Origin of the sequence: Photorhabdus kleinii, assembly GCF_025384885.1 — a bacterium.
In the GTDB taxonomy this organism is placed as follows: domain Bacteria; phylum Pseudomonadota; class Gammaproteobacteria; order Enterobacterales; family Enterobacteriaceae; genus Photorhabdus; species Photorhabdus kayaii.
In genome coordinates, this window is the sequence record NZ_JAJAFY010000029.1 from 42,414 (window position 1) to 61,916 (window position 19,503).

Consider the following 19,503-nt stretch of genomic DNA (forward strand, 5'->3'; position numbering starts at 1 on the left):
ATAAGCGATGATGACCATGATTCAAAGTTAGCCAATCAAGGGGGAATCCCCCTGAAAAATTTTGCAATCATATACATAATATTAAAAAGGATCTGAGGGTAAACCCACTTTTTTCAAGAAAAATCTTGCCTCTTATTTATAAAAAAACCCGCAGGTTAATCTGCGGGTTCATTCCACTGAGATGATAAATTCATTATCTCATGACAAAACTAAAGCTTATGCCATTTGATTCTGATTCATTAACTCATTGAAAGTTGTTTCTTTTTCAGAAACTTTTGCTTTACCCAGAAGAACTTCAACAGCTTGTTCTTCTAAAGCAACATTACGAACATTATTCATCAATTCTTGGTTTTTACCATAGAATTCGATCACTTCTTGAGGAGCTTCATAGGCAGAAGCCATTTCCTCAATTAATGCTTTAACACGTTCTTCATCAGCTTTCAATTCATTACTACTGATAACTTCGCCTAATAACAAACCAACAACAACGCGACGCTTAGCCTGTTCTTCAAACAGTTCACGAGGCAGTTCCAAAGCTTGTTTTTCATTGCCGCCGAAACGCTGAGCAGATTGACGGCGCAGAACATCAATTTCGCTATCAACAACAGCAGCAGGAACTTCGATTTCGTTAACTTTAACTAATCCCTCGATAACCTGAGATTTAATACGGTTACGAACTGCATTTTTCAGTTCACGTTCCATATTTTTACGTACTTCTGCACGCAGACCATCAACAGTGCCATCAGCAATACCGAAACGTTTGATGAATTCTTCATTAAACTCTGGCAGCTCACGCTGTTCCACTTTTTTCAACGTGATTGCAAACTTAGCAGCTTTACCTTTCAGATTTTCAGCGTGATAATCTTCTGGGAAATTCACATCAATGGTAAATTCTTCCCCAGCTTTATGGCTAATGATACCCTCTTCAAAACCTGGGATCATACGACCCTGCCCCATAGCCAGAACAAAATCAGAAGCCTTACCGCCTTCAAACTCTTCACCATCGATAGAACCATTGAAGTCAACAGTCACACGATCTTCTGCACTAACAGCTTCTTCAGTTTCTTTCCAATTAACCTGCTGCTTACGCAATGTTTCCAGCATTGCATCAACATCTTCGTCTTTTACTTCAACAACGGGCTTTTCAACTTCAATAGATTCCAGATCTTTCAATTCAATTTCTGGATAAACTTCAAACTCTACAGAGTAAGTAAAATCTTCACCATTTTTGAATTGTTCTGGTGCATAACTTGGCGCACCTGCTGGATTAATTTTTTGTTCGATGATTGCATTAATAAAGTTACGTTGCATCAGATCACTCAGAACATCCTGAATGACAGAAGCACCGTAACGTTGTTTAACAACGTTCATAGGCACTTTGCCTTTACGGAAACCATCGATACGAACTTTTTTTGCTACATTGACCAACTCACTACTAACTGCTTTCTCAACATCGGCAGCAGGAACGGTGATTGTCACACGACGCCCAAGGCCTTGAGTGGTTTCAACAGAAACTTGCATCTTTTTACCTCAAAAAAATCATAGTGCTCGGTCAACTCCAGAGACCATACAACCAGCACATATTTTATGTACCAATCGCAACACTCTCTACGAACCGGGGCGGTCGCATTTAAAAACCGAGAATCCCTGATGTCAGAAGCGTCCCGAAACCATTCTAAAAATTAGACGCGACATTATAGCGATGCAGAGGGTGTGAGTCGAGAATTGCTGAAAAAAGCCCGAACTATTCATCAACTTCACAGGATAACGACTATTCAACGGCTAAATTTGCATCCAAAATGTATCATATATATACCCTATGGATTTCAAGATGGATCGCGACGGCAAGGGAGCAAATCCCCGGGAGCATAGATAACGATGTGACCGGGATGAGCGAGTGCAGCCAACAAAGAGGCAACTTGAAAGATGATGGGTATAAAACGTAAAAACGGCCCGAAGACCGTTCACTGGATTTATTCAGTTGTGTAAGAAAACGCCCCAAATTAAGCATCGATCAGCAGATTTCAGGCAACAATATTACCCCCACGACATGCCGGTGACGCTAAAACAGTATCCTGTAATTCATTCCACTCTTTTTCTGTATAGGTATGCAACGCCAAAGCATGAACACCTGCGGACAATTCTGCCGATAATACGCTGTAAACAGAACGATGGCGATTTAGCATACGTTCACCAGCAAATTTATTGCTGATGATTACGACTTTAAAATGGCTTTCAGAACCTATGGGTACATTGTGACGATAACTTTCATCAATGACCTCAAGATATGAGGGATTAAATGCAACCTGTAATTTCTCTTCTATATCCTGATACACCATATCATTCCCCTTAACCACACAGTAGTCATACTGCCAACCATACTAATAATTTTAGTCTATTCTCCATAAGTTATAGCATCAACGCATTAAAATATCTTTTAATCGAATCTCACATCATAAGGTTTTTATATGCGTTTACCCCATCAGAGATATGCCATGATCAAAAGGCAGTGCTATTATTGACGTAATTTATGCTATTGATAAGTATTACTGGATATCCTTATCACTGATGAGAAAATTAACATGTTGAAAAGAATCTTATTCCCACTCATTGCACTTTTTCTTCTTGCAGGCTGTGCAGCTCCCAGCAATACCCTGACCATCGAACCTAAAATTACATTGCCAACAGCAGACCCAACGATGGGTGCGATTACCATCAGTATCAGCGGTGCCGACAATCGTCAGTCTCAGACACTTGCTCAAGTTAACCGCAATGCAAAGCTGGAAATACTGAAACCATCCCGTGATCTGCGCTTTCTACTCCAGGAAATCCTGGAAAAACAGATGACCGCTCGTGGTTATATGATTGGCTCTCCGGCCAATGCCAATCTACAAATTATTGTGAACAATTTATATGCAGACGTTAAAGAAGGTAGCCTGCGCCATAATATTTCAACAAAAGCCGATATTTCCATCATTAGCACAGCGCAAAATGGCAGTAAACAAGTTAAGAATTATCGCACTAGCTATAATGTACAAGGTCCTTTAGGCGCAACTAATGAAAAAATTGCTGATGCAGTTAATACTGTATTATCAGAAGTCATAGCAGATATGGCTCAAGATCCTTCCATCAGCAATTTCATCAAACAAAATGCTCGCTAATTAAAGGATTAATTATTTACTCTGCCCGCCAAGGGCAGGGTCTTGGGAGGCTCATGTCTTATCGTTATCTCACCGTTTTTACCCAACATAACTCACGAATCCTGCTTTTACTCGGCTTTGTTTCTGGTTTACCGCTCGCACTGACTGCCAGCACCCTGCAAGCATGGATGACCGTTGAAGACATTGATCTTAAAACAATTGGCTTCTTTTCACTTGTCGGCCAAGCGTATGTTTTCAAATTTCTTTGGTCCCCTTTTATGGACCGCTTTATCCCCCCTTTTCTTGGACGTCGCCGTGGTTGGCTACTTGTTACACAGTTATTACTTATAGCCAGTATCGCGGCAATGGGCTTTCTCCAGCCATCTCAACATTTATGGTGGCTAGCCACACTGGCGGTAACCGTCGCTTTCTGTTCTGCATCACAGGATATCGTCTTTGATGCTTATAAAGCCGATTTATTGAGTAGCGAAGAGCGGGGTGTAGGTGCTGCCGTTTCGGTACTTGGTTATCGATTAGCCATGTTAGTTTCAGGCGGGTTAGCATTATGGATCGCAGACCGCTATATTGGCTGGCAACACACCTACTGGTTGATGGCTGGACTAATGCTGATTGGCGTCTATGCGACGTTAAAAGCTAGAGAACCTGAGATTGACGCTCTACCACCAAAAACACTCCAGCAAGCTGCAATAGAACCATTAACCGATTTTTTTAATCGCAATAATGCGTGGCTGATACTGCTGTTAATTGTCATGTATAAAATGGGGGATGCCTTTGCTGCCAGCCTAAGTACCCCATTTCTTATCCGTGGTATTGGTTTTGATGCTAGTGAAGTTGGAATGATCAACAAAACTCTGGGATTAACAGCAACTATCGTTGGTGCATTATATGGTGGTTATCTGATGCAACGATGGAGTTTATTCCGCTCTCTCATGATCTTTGGCATTCTTCAAGCGATTTCCAATATTGGATACTGGCTGTTATCCATTACTGACAAAAATATCTACACTATGGGCAGCGCCATTTTTCTGGAAAATATCTGTGGCGGAATGGGAACCGCTGCATTTGTTACCTTACTTATGGCGTTATGTCATAAATCATTCTCTGCAACACAGTTTGCTTTATTATCTGCCTTATCTGCTGTTGGACGCGTCTATGTCGGCCCAATCGCGGGTTGGTTCGTTGAGTTACATGGCTGGCCAAACTTCTATCTATTCTCTATAGCGGCCTCTGTTCCAGGCTTATTGCTGTTATTTATCTGCCGCCAGACTCTGGCTTATACCCAACGAGCTAACGATTTTATGCCACGTACTGAGTTTAGAAATTTCTATCGTCTAGCTCTTGGCTTACTATCATTTGCAAGCATCTTGCTCACGTTCTGGTTACTTACCATCACCACCAATGCTCTTAACTGGACTCATGCACCTTATCTGGCCGAAACATTACTATTATGGGGAGCACAGATTGGTATCACAGGCACCATTCTCGGCAGCTTTCTAGATTATCTCGCATTAAGAAGGAACAAATTGGCTTAAAAGGCGAAAATATTAAGTGACTTTATTAAAGGTTGACGACTGTCAGCCTTTGATATCTCTGCCCTCTTTTTAAATACTTAAGTGATAGCGATCACACTTCAAATAGTCATTTGCCCAAAAATGCTATTTTCGAGTGATTATTTGATTGTTCGATATTCATATCCGCGTAGAATTAGACTACCATTTTAAGGGTTATTTAATATAGCTTTAAAACCCAAAACCTCTTTTCATGGATGCGTTAGAGAAATTTATGAGAACAACCATTCTGGCTACTGCTTTATTCACCACCGTCTCAGTTCCAGCTTATGCTGAATATCAAGGGGGCTTTGCTAATATCAGCATGAACTACCTCGACTGGACTAGCCATACCACACACAAGTCAGGGCAAACCTCTCATAAAGACGACTTTGCCTACCTGGAACTGGAAGGCGGAGCCGGATTTAACTGGGGTGAATTATACGGGTTCTTTGATCTGGAAAATGCTTTCAACAAGCAGCATGCTGAACCAGGGGATAACCAAAGATACACTTTTAAAACAACCGGTCGTTTTTATCTGGCTGATACGGGTTTCAATCTCTATGGTCATGTTTATGGTACTTACTCCCTCCCAGGTACAGCACATGGCGGGAACTTCCATGAGGTAAATACCCTCTATGGTATTGGCTACAATACTGATTTCGCCGGTGTCTGGTTCAAACCGTTTGTTGCGCTGCACTATGTTGACCAAACTTTCTACTCCGGTAATAACGGCTATGTCGTTGGTTGGGTTGCGGGTTACGACTTTCAACTCTGGGAAGAAAAATTCAGCATAACTAACTGGAATGAAATAGAACTTAATCGGAATGAACGCTATGGCAACGGTGGACGGAACGGTACCAATGGTGCAATAGCGTTATGGTGGACACCTCACCAATCCTTCACAACCGGCATTCAATATCGATATGCCGATCATAAACTGGGTGAAGACTTCTGGCAGGATGGGATTGTTTACACTATCAAATATAATTTCTAATTATTGATTTTAATTGTGAGCTACCAAAAGTGGCTCACAATTAATTTAATTCTTAAATAAGATGGCCGCGGTGGAAATTTTTAAAGCAAATTTTTATATTTTTTTCCTCTTCTCTAAAAAATATAAAATAACTTTAATATAAATTCGTATTTCCGCCCTATTTCGTTACAATTAAATAACCTTTTCAAGCTAACTTCTGATTAATCCTCCATTTGCATGTGATCCCATCGACATAAAGGGTAACAACCCCTCAACTAACTATTACAAATGTTTACACTCCAGTAGCCTTACCGTAGAATGCCCGCACTGATGAAACGACAATAGAGCTTTTGTTATTTGGAGTCGTTAGATGAGACTTATGAAATACAATAAAAGTATTGGGATATTGTCAATACTAGCGGCTACTCTTGTGCTGAGTGGCTGCGATATGGTATTGATGAACCCTAAAGGCGCCATCGGCGCTGAACAAAAAACGCTGATACTCACGGCTATTGGCCTGATGCTGATCATCGTTATTCCGGTAATCATCATGGCATTCACTTTTGCCCTGCGTTACCGCGAAGCCAATAGAAGTGCTACCTATCGCCCTAACTGGGCACACTCAAATAAAATTGAGCTGGTAGTATGGACCGTTCCTATCATTATCATTATTATTTTAGCAACCATTACCTGGAAAACAACCCACGAGCTTGACCCATATAAGCCGCTGGTTAGCGATGAAAAAACCGTAACTATTGAAGTCATCTCTCTTGATTGGAAATGGCTATTCGTTTACCCGGAGCAAGGTATTGCTACAGTTAACGAAATTGCTTTTCCTACCGGAGTGCCTATTAACTTCAAAATCACCTCTGATTCCGTGATGAACTCATTCTTCATCCCGCAGTTAGGTGGTCAAATCTATGCAATGGCTGGTATGCAGACTAAACTTCACTTAATTGCCGATGAACCTGGCGTTTATAAAGGTTTGTCCAGTAGCTATAGTGGTCACGGCTTCTCTGGCATGAAATTTACTGCTACCGCTACCGCAGATCGGGAAAGTTTTGAACAATGGGTTCAAAAAGTGAAAGCCTCTCCCAAAACCTTGGATACCATGCAAGCATTTGATGAGTTAGCCAAACAAAGCCAGAATCATCCGGTTGAATACTTCTCAAGCGTTAAACCTAACCTGTATCAAGACATTATTGCCAAATTTATGGGCAACATGAATATGCATGGCGGCCACGGTGCAACAACAGGTCATAACATGAATATGAGCGAAACTGCTCATGCCGGAGTTGAGGAATAAAGTAATGTTGGGAAAATTAACACTTGATGCAATCCCACTGCATGAGCCCATTGTCATGGTTACTCTTGCAGGGATTCTCTTCGCAGGGCTCGCAATTGTCGGAGCCCTGACCTATTTCCGTAAATGGAAATGGCTATGGAGCGAGTGGTTAACCAGCGTTGACCACAAGAAAATCGGTATTATGTACATTATCGTGGCTCTGGTCATGATGCTCCGTGGCTTTGCCGATGCCATCATGATGCGTGGTCAACAGGCTGTCGCCTCTGCGGGTGAAGCAGGTTTCCTGCCACCGCATCACTATGACCAGATTTTTACCGCCCACGGCGTCATCATGATTTTCTTCATGGCGACACCTTTTGTTGTCGGTCTGATGAACATCGTGGTTCCACTACAGATCGGCGCTCGTGACGTGGCATTCCCATTCCTGAACTCACTGAGCTTCTGGTTTTTCGTCGTCGGCGTTGCACTGATTAACATCTCTCTGGGTGTAGGTGAATTCGCTCAGACCGGCTGGTTAGCTTATCCTCCGCTCTCAGGTATAGAATATAGCCCAGGCGTTGGGGTCGATTATTGGATATGGAGTCTTCAGATATCCGGCATTGGTACCTTGCTGACAGGCGTTAACTTCTTTGCGACGATCCTGCGTATGCGTGCTCCTGGCATGTCCATGATGAAAATGCCTGTATTTTCTTGGGCAGCACTCTGTACTAACGTATTGATCATCGCCGCATTCCCGATTCTGACAGTTACCATTGCCCTGCTAACCTTTGACCGCTACATGGGCACCCATTTCTTCACCAATGATATGGGTGGCAACATGATGATGTACATCAACCTGATATGGGCTTGGGGTCACCCTGAAGTTTACATTCTGGTGTTGCCGGTCTTTGGTGTTTTCTCTGAAGTGACTGCGACGTTCTCGAAAAAACGACTGTTCGGCTATACATCTCTGGTATGGGCAACCATTGCCATTACCGTACTGTCGTTCATTGTATGGCTGCACCACTTCTTTACGATGGGCTCGGGTGCGAACGTTAACGCCTTCTTCGGCATAGCCACCATGATTATCTCGATTCCGACAGGCGTTAAGATCTTCAACTGGCTGTTCACCATGTATCGAGGCCGTATTGAGTATAAAACACCGATGCTGTGGACCGTTGGCTTCATCGTCACCTTCTCTATCGGTGGTATGACTGGCGTTCTGCTGGCAGTTCCAGGCGCAAACTTCGTTCTGCATAACAGCTTGTTCCTGATCGCACACTTCCATAACGTTATTATCGGTGGTGTTGTCTTCGGTTGTTTTGCCGGTACTGCTTACTGGTTCCCGAAAGCTTTCGGTTTCACACTGAACGAAAAATGGGGTATCCGCGCATTCTGGTTCTGGATTATCGGCTTCTTTATCGCCTTTATGCCAGTTTACGCGCTCGGCTTTATGGGGATGACTCGCCGTATTAGCCAAGATATCAACCCTGAATTCCATACTCTACTGGTCGTCTCCGCGATTGGTGTTGCACTGATTGCCGTTGGTATCCTGTGTCAGGTCATTCAATTCTACGTTAGTATCCGTGACCGTGACCAAAACCGTGACCTGACCGGCGACCCTTGGGGCGGGCGTACTCTGGAGTGGGCAACATCTTCTCCACCACCGTTTTATAACTTTGCTGACGTTCCACATGTGCAAACGCGTGATGCATGGTGGGATATGAAAGAAAAAGGCACAGCTTATAAACGTCCTGCTAAGTATGAAGAAATTCATATGCCTAAAAATGCCGGTGCAGGTGTAATTATTGCTGGCTTCAGCTTGCTGTTTGGTTTCGCCATGATTTGGCATATCTGGTGGCTAGCTATCGCAAGCTTTGCGGGCATGATTATCACTTGGATTGCAAAAAGCTTTGATGAAGATGTTGATTACTACGTACCCGTTGCTGAAGTTGAGCAAATTGAGAATCAACACCATGAACAAATTAGCAAGGCAGGTCTGAACCATGTCAACTGAAACTATGACTAACCACAATCATGCCCACGAGCATCACGGGCACCACGATGCGGGAGCCACTAAAGTATTCGGTTTCTGGGTCTACTTGATGAGTGACTGTATTTTGTTCGCATGTCTATTTGCGACTTATGCAGTACTCGTTAACGGAACCGCAGGCGGCAAATCTGGTAAAGAGATTTTCGACCTCTCTTTCGTATTGGTCGAAACTTTCCTACTGTTATTCAGTAGTATCACTTATGGCTTTGCCATGTTAGGCATGAACAAAGGAAAAGTCGGCCAGGTTAACGCCTGGCTCGGTATGACTTTCCTGTTCGGCCTTGGCTTCGTGGCGATGGAATTGTACGAATTCCATCACCTGATTGTTGACGGCCACGGCCCTGACCGCAGTGCATTCTTGTCCGGATTCTTCGCACTGGTTGCTACTCACGGTATCCACGTTACCTGTGGTCTGGTCTGGATTATCATCATGATAATCCAAGTAACCCGCCGCGGTTTAACTGATGTAAATAAAACCCGTCTGAACTGCCTGAGCTTGTTCTGGCACTTCCTGGATGTGGTATGGATCTGTGTATTTACCGTTGTTTATCTGTTAGGAGCTATGTAATGAGTCATTCCAATACCGCTCATACTGGAGCTAGCCACGGTAGCCTGAAGTCTTATCTGATCGGCTTTGTTCTTTCGGTCATCCTGACAGTGATTCCGTTCTGGATGGTAATGGATGGTTCCGCCTCCCATACGACTATCCTGACAACAGTAGTCGCTCTGGCTGTGGTGCAGATTATTGTTCATTTTATTTACTTCCTGCACATGAACACTTCGTCAGAAGAGCGCTGGAACTTAGTCGCATTGCTGTTCACTATCTTGATTATCGGTATTGTTGTTGTTGGCTCACTATGGATTATGTACAACCTCAACATTAATATGATGGTTGATTAAAGAGCTGCATATATGATTAAGCAATACCTGCAAGTAACTAAACCAGGAATTATTTTCGGCAATTTAATTTCTGTGATCGGTGGTTTTCTACTCGCCTCGAAAGGGGTGATTGATTACCCTTTGTTCATCTCGACTCTGCTCGGTGTTTCACTAGTCGTGGCTTCTGGTTGTGTATTTAACAACTACATTGACCGTGACATCGATCGGATCATGGAAAGAACAAAAAACCGCGTCCTTGTAAAAGGGCTTATTGATCCGAAAATCAGCCTGATTTATGCATCAATACTGGGTATTGCTGGCATAGTGCTGCTCTATGCAGCAGCCAATGCTTTAGCAATGCAATTAGCGATTATCGGTTTTGTCATCTATGTAGGGGTTTACAGCCTCTATATGAAAAGGAAATCTGTTTATGGCACGTTGATCGGCAGTTTGTCCGGTGCTGCACCTCCGGTTATCGGTTATTGTGCAGTAACTGGTCAGTTTGATACGGGCGCGTTGATCCTGTTACTGATTTTCAGCCTGTGGCAAATGCCGCACTCCTACGCCATTGCTATTTTTCGTTTCAAAGATTACCAGGCAGCCAATATTCCTGTACTGCCCGTCATTAAAGGCATATCTGTGGCGAAAAACCACATTATCCTTTATATCCTAGCATTTATGATTGCAACCCTTATGTTAGCCATCAGCGGTTACGCTGGTTACAAATATCTGGTTGTTGCAGCAGCAGTGAGCGTCTGGTGGCTAGGAATGGCGTTATCCGGTTACAAAACTGATAATGACCGCATTTGGGCTCGTAAATTATTTATATTTTCCATTGTGGCAATCACTTCCCTGAGTGTCATGATGTCTATTGACCCACATGTGCCCTCAGAAGCCTTCCTAACTTACGTCCGGTAATTTTCCCTGATGGCAGTGGCTACCCCCTCTGCCATCAGTTTCCTTCCAGCCTGTTATCCACTCTCCTTAACACTTCAATATTATTAATTCAATTAACTATTTACCCCTTATTGAAAACCTATCTACAATGACGCATCAAAATATTTCGAGGTAATCATGAACGATAATAAAATGACGCCACTTGAGCTTCGGGCGACATGGGGCCTAGGTTCAGTTTTTTCTCTGCGAATGCTAGGCATGTTCATGGTTCTTCCTGTATTAACAACCTATGGACTTCATCTAAAAGATGCCACCGAAACACTTATTGGCATCGCCATTGGCATTTATGGTCTAACCCAAGCCATTTTCCAGATCCCTGTTGGCCTGTTTTCTGACAAAATTGGCCGTAAGCCCTTAATTGTTGGCGGATTATTGCTATTCATCCTTGGCAGTATTATTGCTGCTCTCAATGACTCCATCTGGGGCATAATAATTGGGCGAGCGTTACAAGGCGCTGGAGCGATATCTGCTGCAATTATGGCGCTACTTTCTGATTTAACCCGTGAACAAAATCGAACTAAAGCGATGGCTTTTATTGGCATTAGCTTCGGAATAACTTTCGCCATCGCCATTGTACTTGGCCCAATCCTTACGAATGCCATTGGATTAAATGGCCTATTTTGGGGAATTACCATTCTGGCCGGTAGTGGCATTCTGATAACATTATTTGCTGTTCCTTCCACCGATAAACATATTATTAACCGTGAATCAGGCATTGTTCGTCACAGTTTCAGTAAGGTTCTGGCTGATAGCCAGTTGCTAAAACTTAACTTTGGCATTCTCAGTTTGCACACTTTGTTAATGGCAAGTTTTGTCGCCCTTCCTTTGGTGATGCAACAAGCGGGGCTCCCTACCCAACAACACTGGAAGGTTTATCTGATCACTATGCTAGTTTCATTCTTATCTGTTTTACCTTTCATTATTTACGCAGAAAAAAAGCGCCGCATGAAACAAGTGTTTTCACTGTGTATCACGATGCTGCTGATTGCTGAAATTGTATTGTGGGCGGCGGGACATCACTTATGGGTGATTTTTATCGGCATACAAATTTTCTTTATTGCTTTCAATGTAATGGAAGCTATCCTGCCATCACTTATCAGTAAAGAAGCACCAGCGGGTTATAAAGGTACAGCAATGGGTATCTACTCCACCAGCCAATTTTTAGGTGTCGCTTTAGGGGGTGGTCTCGGTGGTTGGTTATATGAATTAAAAGGAGCACCGCTGGTATTTGCGGCAGGTATCGTTCTGACAATCATTTGGCTCATTATTAGCATAACAATGAAACAACCTCCTTATGTCAGCAGCATCAGAATTTTTCTACCAGAAAATATAGTCAATAAAGCATTGCTGGAACAAAAAATTCTTGTTCAGCCAGGCGTTTGCGATGTCGTTATTGTTCCGGAGGAGCATAGTGCCTACATAAAAGTAGATACTAAGCTGACAAGCAGAGCACAACTTGAACAATTGATAGCCAATAATAACACGATAGATTAAATATCAAACCAGATAACCCCTACTCACTCCGATTCGATATTAAGGGAAACTGGGATAGGGGTATTCCTAGTCAGAATACCCCTCTCCACATTAGGCTAGATATATCAATCCATTAGGCGGAAAATCAATCCCGGAAATTAGTAAACTGGAATGGCTGTCCCAGCTCTGCGCCACGAACTAATGCCATAACACTTTGCAAATCATCACGAGCTTTACCTGTCACTCGCACTTGCTCCCCCTGAATCTGTGCCTGTACTTTCAGCTTACTATCCTTAATCAGCTTCACGATCTTTTTCGCCGTAGGGGTATCAATCCCCTGCTTCAGAGTCGCTTCAACGCTGTAAGTTTTACCACTGTGCAACATATCATCAGGGATATTCAATGCAGCACCATCGATACCACGTTTAGCCAACTTTTCACGCATGATATCAACCAACTGATTTACCTGAAAATCTGACTCACTGGCAATCTTGATAGATTCATTTTTTTCATTTAACTCGAAATTGGCGCTGACATTACGGAAATCCCAACGGCTAGCAAGCTCGCGCTGCGCATTTTCTACCGCGTTGCGAACTTCATGCATATCAATTTCTGAAACAATATCGAAAGATGGCATTATCCATGACCTCCTGATAATCAATAAGTTGGCATGATAACCGCTTTCCATTGCCAGCAAAAGCGCTATACTTGGGTTAGCGGGATCTTATTATTTCCATCCAATATTATGGCAGCGTCTTTCAAAAGGTGTATATGAAGATAACCGTTCTTGGCTGTGGCGCTATAGGAAAACTGTGGCTAGCAGCATTATCACAACAAAAACATCAAGTGCAGGGTTGGCTAAAAAGTTCTCGGTCTTATTTATCTGTTCATATTGACGAAATGAATGGGCAAGTCTTCAACCAACCAATCCCAACTAATAACAACGACCATCTTGCCAACAGCGAATTACTGATTGTCTGTCTGAAAGCATGGCAAGTCGCTGATGCAGTGAATAATTTACTCCCCAAACTTTCACCTAATTGTCCAATCTTATTACTACACAATGGCATGGGTACCCAAGAAGAACTATTATCAGCGCCTAATCTAATACTTCTTGGTGTCACAACGCATGGCGCATATCAGGATGACCAACGGGTTTATCATACCGCTTCCGGGCTAACCCATATTGGCTCAGCAACGTCAAATGCAACTGAGCTTAGCTCTCTGGCTAATGTATTACACCAATCTTTGCCAGATGTTGCATGGCATAATGAAATTCTCTCTATTAGTTGGCTGAAACTTGCCGCTAACTGTGTCGTAAACCCGCTGACTGCACTTTATGAATGCCAAAATGGCGATTTGCTTCGCTACCCGGAACAATTGAATATTTTGTGCGAAGAAATTATTCAGGTTATGCAACGAGAAAACATCCATACCACTATCGACAACCTGATTGCCTATGTCTACGATGTGATTAAGCTTACAGCAAAAAACTACTCATCCATGTTGCAGGATGTCCGCGCAAAACGTCGCACTGAAATTGACTATATCACCGGTTATTTATTACGCCGGGCCCGTGCACATGGTCTTTCTACCCCTGAAAATACCCGTATCTATAATCTAGTAAAACATAAGGAAAGATGATTATGAACCCTTCAGCACTCATCTGCCTAACTCACGGTAGTGAAGAAATAGAAGCCGTTGCAACCATTGATTTACTGGTACGCGCTGGCATCAGTGTTACGATCGCCAGCACCGCCAGCGATGGAGAATTGATTTTAACTTGCTCCAGAGGTGTGAAACTGGTTGCTGATGTCCCTCTGGAAAAAGTTATTGATGAATCTTTCGATGCCATCATCTTACCCGGCGGTATGCAGGGTGCCGAGTGTTTCCGTGATAATCCACTCGTTATCGAAAAAATCCGCAAGGCACATTATCAAGGAAAAATTATCGCTGCAATTTGTGCCGTGCCTGCTATCGTACTTGAACACCATAATTTATTCCCTACTGGCAAAATGACCGGCTACCCCGGTTTGCAAGACAAAATTTCATCCGATAAATGGATTGATTGCCGAGTCTGTTTTGATGATCGTGTCAATCTATTGACCAGCCAAGGGCCAGCGACAGCTTTCGATTTCGCATTAAAACTCATTGAATTATTAAAAGGACGAGCAACAGCAGCAGAGGTGGCGGCTCAACTCATATTGCCACTAGGTGTATATTCTTATCAGGATTGAAAAAAATAGACAAAAACATCTTACTTTATACGATTCGGGGTTCACATAATAGGAACCCCGAAATGTATAATTAAATACAATTAAGGCCGATAAACTTTCACGTTATCAAAACCCTGCTCAGATAAATAGAGTGCCTGCAAACGACTCATTACCCCACGTTCACAATAGAGCAAATAAGTCTTATCCTTTGGCAAATCACCAAACTGGCTGCTCAACTTATAGAATGGCAATGATTTGATTTCCACACCATTTAACTGCAATGGCCGATCATCTTGTTCATCAGGCGAACGAATATCCAATAACACATCCGTCGGAGCGAACGCTGTCACCGTTTCAATTTCAACCACTTGCTGATTGCTTTGTTCTGCTATCTGGCGAATATCAATATTCTGAGCTTCACTGACAACTTTTTCCAAAATATTAAAATCGAAATTCGCCTCTTCCGCTTCAATTTTAGCTTTAACAGCTTTTACTGTCGGGCTTTTTGAAATAACACCACAGAATTCAGGCATTGTGCGGGCAAAATCCTCAGTGCCTATTTCACGTGCCAACCTGATAATGTGCTCTTTATCATGAGAAATCAGTGGCCGCAGAATCAACGTATCCGATGCATTATCAATCAAACGCAAATTAGTGAGTGTCTGGCTGGAAACCTGTCCCAAAGCCTCACCGGTAACAATCGCCTGCACGCCATAGCGCTCTGCAACTTGAGATGCCGCTCTGACCATCATCCGTTTAAGCACCACCCCCATTTGACCATCATCAACTTTTTCCAAAATTTCAGCGACAACAGGTTCAAAATCCACCGCAACGAAACGGACTTTATGGGAACTGCCAAAACGATTCCAAAGATAATGAGCAACCTGTTTCACACCAACTTCATGAGCAGAACCGCCAAGATTGAAGAAGCAATAGTGAACGCGACAGCCACGGCGCATTAGCATATAGCTGGAAACACCAGAATCAAAGCCTCCAGAAATGAGAGATAATACATCTTCCTGCGTTCCGATAGGAAAACCACCAATTCCTTCATAACGGGCTTTTACCAGAATCAGCACATCTTGATCAATTTCCAGATTAACAGTCACATCAGGATGATTGAGTTTTACTTTCGCGGATTCAATATGCTGGTTTAAACCACCACCGACATAACGTTCTACTTCATTGGAAGTAAATTGATGTTTACCGCGACGTTTAACCCGAACACAAAATGTCTTATTGTGGAGCGATTCGCCATAAGCCTCATAAGCTTGTTCAAAGATATGATGCATGTCACGAAACTCACGCTCCTCTACTTGCAGAATATGGTGAATACCGGGGATACGTGTCAGCGCATCACAAATTTGAGCGCCAAGGTTTTCATCTTTAGTACGAACTTCGATATTATCCCAATGGCGAACCACTGCAATATTATCGCCTAATGTTTTAAGCACATTGCGAATATTACTAGCGAGAATTTTAATAAAGCGCAAACGAACAGTTTGGCTCTTGATCGTGATTTCAGGGAATAATTTAATAATAAACTTCATAGTAAGTTATAGTAGCGGTTAGGCATTTTGATAAATAAAATTAATGGTATGTTTTGGTTGTCAAATCAGGCCGCGAAGTATAACACTATCTCGTGGTACAGCGCGGAAAAAACACAAAATCAGTTAAGAATTTGTTTGCACCAGCGTAATAGGATAGTCTGCAACTCTCAGGCGAACTCTGTATAAATAGTAAAAAATTATGCCAAAGAAAAATGCAATATCAGAAAGTACAAACAGTACGCCAGAAACTGCACCGGCAATGACATTTGAAAGCTCATTAAAAGAGCTGGAACAGATTGTCGCCCGGCTGGAATCAGGTGAACTGGCACTGGAAGAAGCCCTAAGCGAATTTGAGCGTGGTATTCAATTAGCCCGTCTAGGGCAACAAACTTTGCAACAAGCAGAACAGCGAGTGCAGATTCTGATTAACAATGATGTCCAATCTCCACTGAGTCATTTCTCCCCGGATACTGAATAAGCCTATGTCTGAACAAAATTCAACCCAATTTAAAGAACAGCTTAAAATCTGTCAACAACGAGTCAATAACGTTCTGATAAGCACACTATCTTCACTGGCATTTGCAGACAATCCACTAGTTCACACAATGCAACATGGCACTTTACTCGGTGGTAAACGTCTGCGCCCATTTTTAGTTTATGCCGTCGGTGAACTGTTTGGATTATCTGCAAATAATCTGGATGCTCCAGCAGCAGCCGTTGAATGTATCCACGCCTTTTCATTAATTCATGACGATTTACCGGCGATGGATAACGATGATTTACGCCGTGGACAACCGACCTGCCACATAAAATTTGGTGAAGCTCACGCGATTCTGGCAGGAGATGCATTACAGGCGCTGGCGTTTGAAATCCTATCTAAAAGAGAAATGCCGGATGTAACAACGGCAGACCGCCTTGAAATGCTTGCCGAACTGGCAACCGCTAGCGGTATCGCTGGTATGTGCGGCGGTCAAGCGTTGGATTTAGCTGCGGAAGGTAAACACATTGATCTCCATATGCTGGAACACATTCATCGCCATAAAACGGGCGCACTTATTCGTTGCGCCGTCAGAATGGGCGCATATAGCGCAGGCCAACGCGGGCATGATGCCTTACCTGAATTAGATCAGTATGCTCAGGCCATTGGCCTCGCATTCCAAGTTCAAGACGATATTCTTGATGTCATCGGCGATACCGAAATGATAGGAAAACGCCAAGGCAGTGACCAACAGTTAGAAAAAAGCACTTACCCCGCATTATTGGGGTTAGAACAAGCACAGAAAAAAGCATACGAACTGTATCAAGAAGCATTACAAGCTTTGAATAAACTGGAAGATAAATCTTATAACACAGCAATGCTGCGCGCACTTGCCAGCTTTATCATTGAACGTAACAACTAAGGTCTGCCGGTAAATTTACCCACTGGCAGCGCTATTAATAAACACTTCTTAACGAGCATCAAATGAGCATTGATATAGCCAAATACCCCACATTGGCATTAGCGGAAAATCCTGAAGAACTTCGGATGTTACCAAAAGAGAACCTGCCGAAGTTATGTGATGAACTTCGGCAATTCCTGCTAAACAGTGTCAGTCGCTCCAGTGGTCATTTTGCCTCCGGTCTTGGCACCGTTGAGCTGACTGTGGCGTTGCATTATGTCTATAAAACACCTTTCGATAAATTGGTATGGGACGTCGGCCATCAGGCTTATCCTCATAAAATCCTGACAGGACGCCGAAATCGTATTGATACGATTCGTCAAAAAAATGGGCTTCATCCTTTCCCTTGGCGAGATGAAAGTGAATACGACACCTTATGTGTTGGTCACTCATCAACCTCTATCAGCGCCGGATTAGGTATGGCAATTGCTGCTCAACGCGAAGGCAAAGGCCGCCGTACAGTTTGTGTTATCGGTGATGGTGCGATAACAGCGGGGATGGCTTTCGAAGCGATGAACCATGCCGGGGATATCGACCCAGATATGTTAGTCATTCTTAATGACAACGAAATGTCCATCTCAGAGAACGTCGGAGCGTTAAACAACCATCTAGCTCAACTTCTATCCGGTAAACTCTACACCACGTTGCGGGAAAGCGGGAAAAAAGTCTTTTCCAATCTACCACCGATTAAAGAACTACTGAAAAAAACTGAAGAACATATCAAAGGCATGGTTGTTCCTGGCACTCTGTTTGAAGAATTGGGCTTTAATTACATTGGCCCCATCGACGGACATGATGTACTGACATTGACCCAAACGCTGAAAAATATGCGTGAGTTGAAAGGACCACAGCTTCTGCACATCATGACCAAAAAGGGTCGTGGCTATGCCCCCGCTGAAAAAGATCCTATTAGTTGGCATGCGGTGCCTAAATTTGATCCGACCACTGGCGCATTACCTAAAAGCTCAGACAACCGCCCTACTTTCTCCAAAATCTTTGGAGACTGGTTATGCGAAGAGGCTGCTAACGACAAAAAACTGATGGCGATCACACCTGCCATGCGTGAAGGCTCTGGTATGGTGCGTTTTTCCCGCGAATATCCTGATCAATACTTCGATGTCGCCATTGCAGAACAACATGCCGTGACTTTTGCCGCAGGTTTGGCAATTGGTGGTTACAGGCCAATTGTTGCAATCTATTCGACATTCCTCCAACGTGCTTATGACCAGGTTATCCATGATGTCGCCATTCAGAATCTACCTGTTCTATTTGCAATAGATCGCGGCGGTATCGTAGGTGCTGATGGTCAGACACATCAAGGCGCCTTTGATCTTTCATTCCTTCGTTGCATCCCCAACATGGTAATTATGGCGCCAAGTGATGAGAACGAATGCCGACAGATGCTGCATACTGGCTATCATTATCAGCAAGGTCCAGTAGCCGTGCGCTATCCACGAGGAACCGGAACGGGTGCGGAACGCCAACCATTTGAACAATTACCAATTGGTAAAGGCGTTATTCGCCGTCAGGGTAAGAAAGTTGCGATCCTAAACTTTGGTACCCTATTACCTGATGCAATAACAGCAGCAGAATCACTGGATGCGACTGTTGTTGATATGCGTTTTGTCAAACCATTGGATAAAGAATTGATATTAGAAATGGCTGATAACCATGATTTATTAGTCACGCTGGAAGAAAATGCCATTATGGGAGGTGCCGGAAGTGGCGTTAATGAACTACTAATGCAGGAAGGCCGCCTTGTGCAGATTCTGAATATTGGCTTGCCTGACCAATTTATACCACAAGGTAGCCAGGAAGAAATCAGAGCAGATTTAGGACTTGATGCCGTAGGTATTCAAAATAGCATCAATAAAAGGCTATTTTCCTGAGTGTATAAGGGTAATAGGGTAATAGGGTATTTATCCTATTATCCTTACTATTATATATAGCAACACAGTTAATTAACT

Annotated in this window: 17 protein-coding genes and 1 pseudogene; 14 read left to right on the plus strand and 4 right to left on the minus strand. The window is 43.1% G+C overall.

The window, feature by feature from the left end:
• Positions 1 to 216 precede the first annotated feature (216 nt).
• The gene (gene tig / locus LG003_RS14370; protein ID WP_112877930.1) at positions 217 to 1,521 is read right to left on the minus strand and encodes a trigger factor; all 1,305 of its coding nucleotides are present in this window, start codon (positions 1,519 to 1,521) and stop codon (positions 217 to 219) included.
• Between the two features lie 503 nt (positions 1,522 to 2,024).
• Positions 2,025 to 2,339 (minus strand): transcriptional regulator BolA, encoded by a 315-nt coding sequence (bolA, locus tag LG003_RS14375; RefSeq protein ID WP_112877929.1) that lies wholly within the window; start codon positions 2,337 to 2,339, stop codon positions 2,025 to 2,027.
• A 243-nt stretch (positions 2,340 to 2,582) separates the two neighbouring features.
• Between bolA and LG003_RS14380 the strand changes: the two genes are divergently transcribed.
• The 9 genes from LG003_RS14380 (at position 2,583) to LG003_RS14420 (ending at position 12,352) form a co-directional block, all read left to right on the plus strand.
• Positions 2,583 to 3,161 (plus strand): lipoprotein, encoded by a 579-nt coding sequence (locus LG003_RS14380; protein WP_112877928.1) that lies wholly within the window; start codon positions 2,583 to 2,585, stop codon positions 3,159 to 3,161.
• Positions 3,162 to 3,214: 53 nt separating this feature from the next.
• Positions 3,215 to 4,693 carry a muropeptide MFS transporter AmpG gene (ampG, locus tag LG003_RS14385; RefSeq protein ID WP_112877927.1) on the plus strand — a complete coding sequence of 493 codons (1,479 nt, stop codon included), beginning with the start codon at positions 3,215 to 3,217 and terminating at the stop codon, positions 4,691 to 4,693.
• A 250-nt stretch (positions 4,694 to 4,943) separates the two neighbouring features.
• Positions 4,944 to 5,705 carry a nucleoside-specific channel-forming Tsx family protein gene (locus tag LG003_RS14390; protein WP_112894575.1) on the plus strand — a complete coding sequence of 254 codons (762 nt, stop codon included), beginning with the start codon at positions 4,944 to 4,946 and terminating at the stop codon, positions 5,703 to 5,705.
• A 349-nt stretch (positions 5,706 to 6,054) separates the two neighbouring features.
• Positions 6,055 to 6,990 (plus strand): cytochrome o ubiquinol oxidase subunit II, encoded by a 936-nt coding sequence (gene cyoA / locus LG003_RS14395; protein ID WP_262981022.1) that lies wholly within the window; start codon positions 6,055 to 6,057, stop codon positions 6,988 to 6,990.
• 4 nt (positions 6,991 to 6,994) lie between these two features.
• Complete coding sequence (gene cyoB, locus LG003_RS14400; protein WP_112877924.1) at positions 6,995 to 8,986, plus strand: cytochrome o ubiquinol oxidase subunit I; 1,992 nt, start codon at positions 6,995 to 6,997, stop codon at positions 8,984 to 8,986.
• Positions 8,976 to 9,590: a cytochrome o ubiquinol oxidase subunit III gene (locus LG003_RS14405; protein ID WP_112877923.1), complete on the plus strand. Its 615-nt coding sequence runs from the start codon at positions 8,976 to 8,978 to the stop codon at positions 9,588 to 9,590. The genes cyoB and LG003_RS14405 overlap by 11 nt, the downstream gene beginning before the upstream one ends.
• Positions 9,590 to 9,922, plus strand: coding sequence for a cytochrome o ubiquinol oxidase subunit IV (locus LG003_RS14410; protein ID WP_036775099.1), 333 nt, complete (start codon positions 9,590 to 9,592; stop codon positions 9,920 to 9,922). Before LG003_RS14405 ends, LG003_RS14410 begins: the two co-directional genes overlap by 1 nt.
• A 12-nt stretch (positions 9,923 to 9,934) precedes the next feature.
• A complete protein-coding gene (gene cyoE / locus LG003_RS14415; RefSeq protein ID WP_113040807.1) occupies positions 9,935 to 10,819 on the plus strand; it encodes a heme o synthase in 885 nt (294 codons plus the stop codon).
• A 156-nt stretch (positions 10,820 to 10,975) separates the two neighbouring features.
• On the plus strand, positions 10,976 to 12,352 hold the full coding sequence (locus LG003_RS14420; protein WP_262981023.1) for an MFS transporter: 1,377 nt from the start codon (positions 10,976 to 10,978) through the stop codon (positions 12,350 to 12,352).
• A 124-nt stretch (positions 12,353 to 12,476) separates the two neighbouring features.
• On the opposite strand, the gene LG003_RS14425 is transcribed toward LG003_RS14420, so the two are convergent.
• The gene (locus LG003_RS14425) at positions 12,477 to 12,968 is read right to left on the minus strand and encodes a YajQ family cyclic di-GMP-binding protein (RefSeq protein ID WP_112879731.1); all 492 of its coding nucleotides are present in this window, start codon (positions 12,966 to 12,968) and stop codon (positions 12,477 to 12,479) included.
• A gap of 134 nt (positions 12,969 to 13,102) precedes the next feature.
• Here LG003_RS14425 and panE point away from each other — a divergent pair.
• Positions 13,103 to 14,015: pseudogene (gene panE, locus LG003_RS14430) on the plus strand (2-dehydropantoate 2-reductase).
• The gene (gene yajL / locus LG003_RS14435) at positions 13,978 to 14,568 is read left to right on the plus strand and encodes a protein deglycase YajL (protein WP_112879733.1); all 591 of its coding nucleotides are present in this window, start codon (positions 13,978 to 13,980) and stop codon (positions 14,566 to 14,568) included. The pseudogene panE and the gene yajL overlap by 38 nt, the downstream one beginning before the upstream one ends.
• Before the next feature lie 80 nt (positions 14,569 to 14,648).
• Here the strand turns inward: yajL and thiI are convergent, their stop codons facing one another.
• Positions 14,649 to 16,097 carry a tRNA uracil 4-sulfurtransferase ThiI gene (gene thiI / locus LG003_RS14440; protein WP_112879734.1) on the minus strand — a complete coding sequence of 483 codons (1,449 nt, stop codon included), beginning with the start codon at positions 16,095 to 16,097 and terminating at the stop codon, positions 14,649 to 14,651.
• Between the two features lie 199 nt (positions 16,098 to 16,296).
• On the opposite strand from thiI, the gene xseB reads away from it, so the two are divergent.
• The 3 genes from xseB to dxs all read left to right on the plus strand — a co-directional run bounded on the left by xseB (position 16,297) and on the right by dxs (position 19,425).
• The gene (gene xseB, locus LG003_RS14445) at positions 16,297 to 16,575 is read left to right on the plus strand and encodes an exodeoxyribonuclease VII small subunit (protein WP_112879735.1); all 279 of its coding nucleotides are present in this window, start codon (positions 16,297 to 16,299) and stop codon (positions 16,573 to 16,575) included.
• A gap of 4 nt (positions 16,576 to 16,579) precedes the next feature.
• Positions 16,580 to 17,497, plus strand: coding sequence for a (2E,6E)-farnesyl diphosphate synthase (gene ispA / locus LG003_RS14450; RefSeq protein ID WP_112879736.1), 918 nt, complete (start codon positions 16,580 to 16,582; stop codon positions 17,495 to 17,497).
• A 62-nt stretch (positions 17,498 to 17,559) separates the two neighbouring features.
• Positions 17,560 to 19,425, plus strand: coding sequence for a 1-deoxy-D-xylulose-5-phosphate synthase (gene dxs / locus LG003_RS14455; RefSeq protein ID WP_262981024.1), 1,866 nt, complete (start codon positions 17,560 to 17,562; stop codon positions 19,423 to 19,425).
• The last annotated feature ends 78 nt before the right edge of the window (positions 19,426 to 19,503 follow it).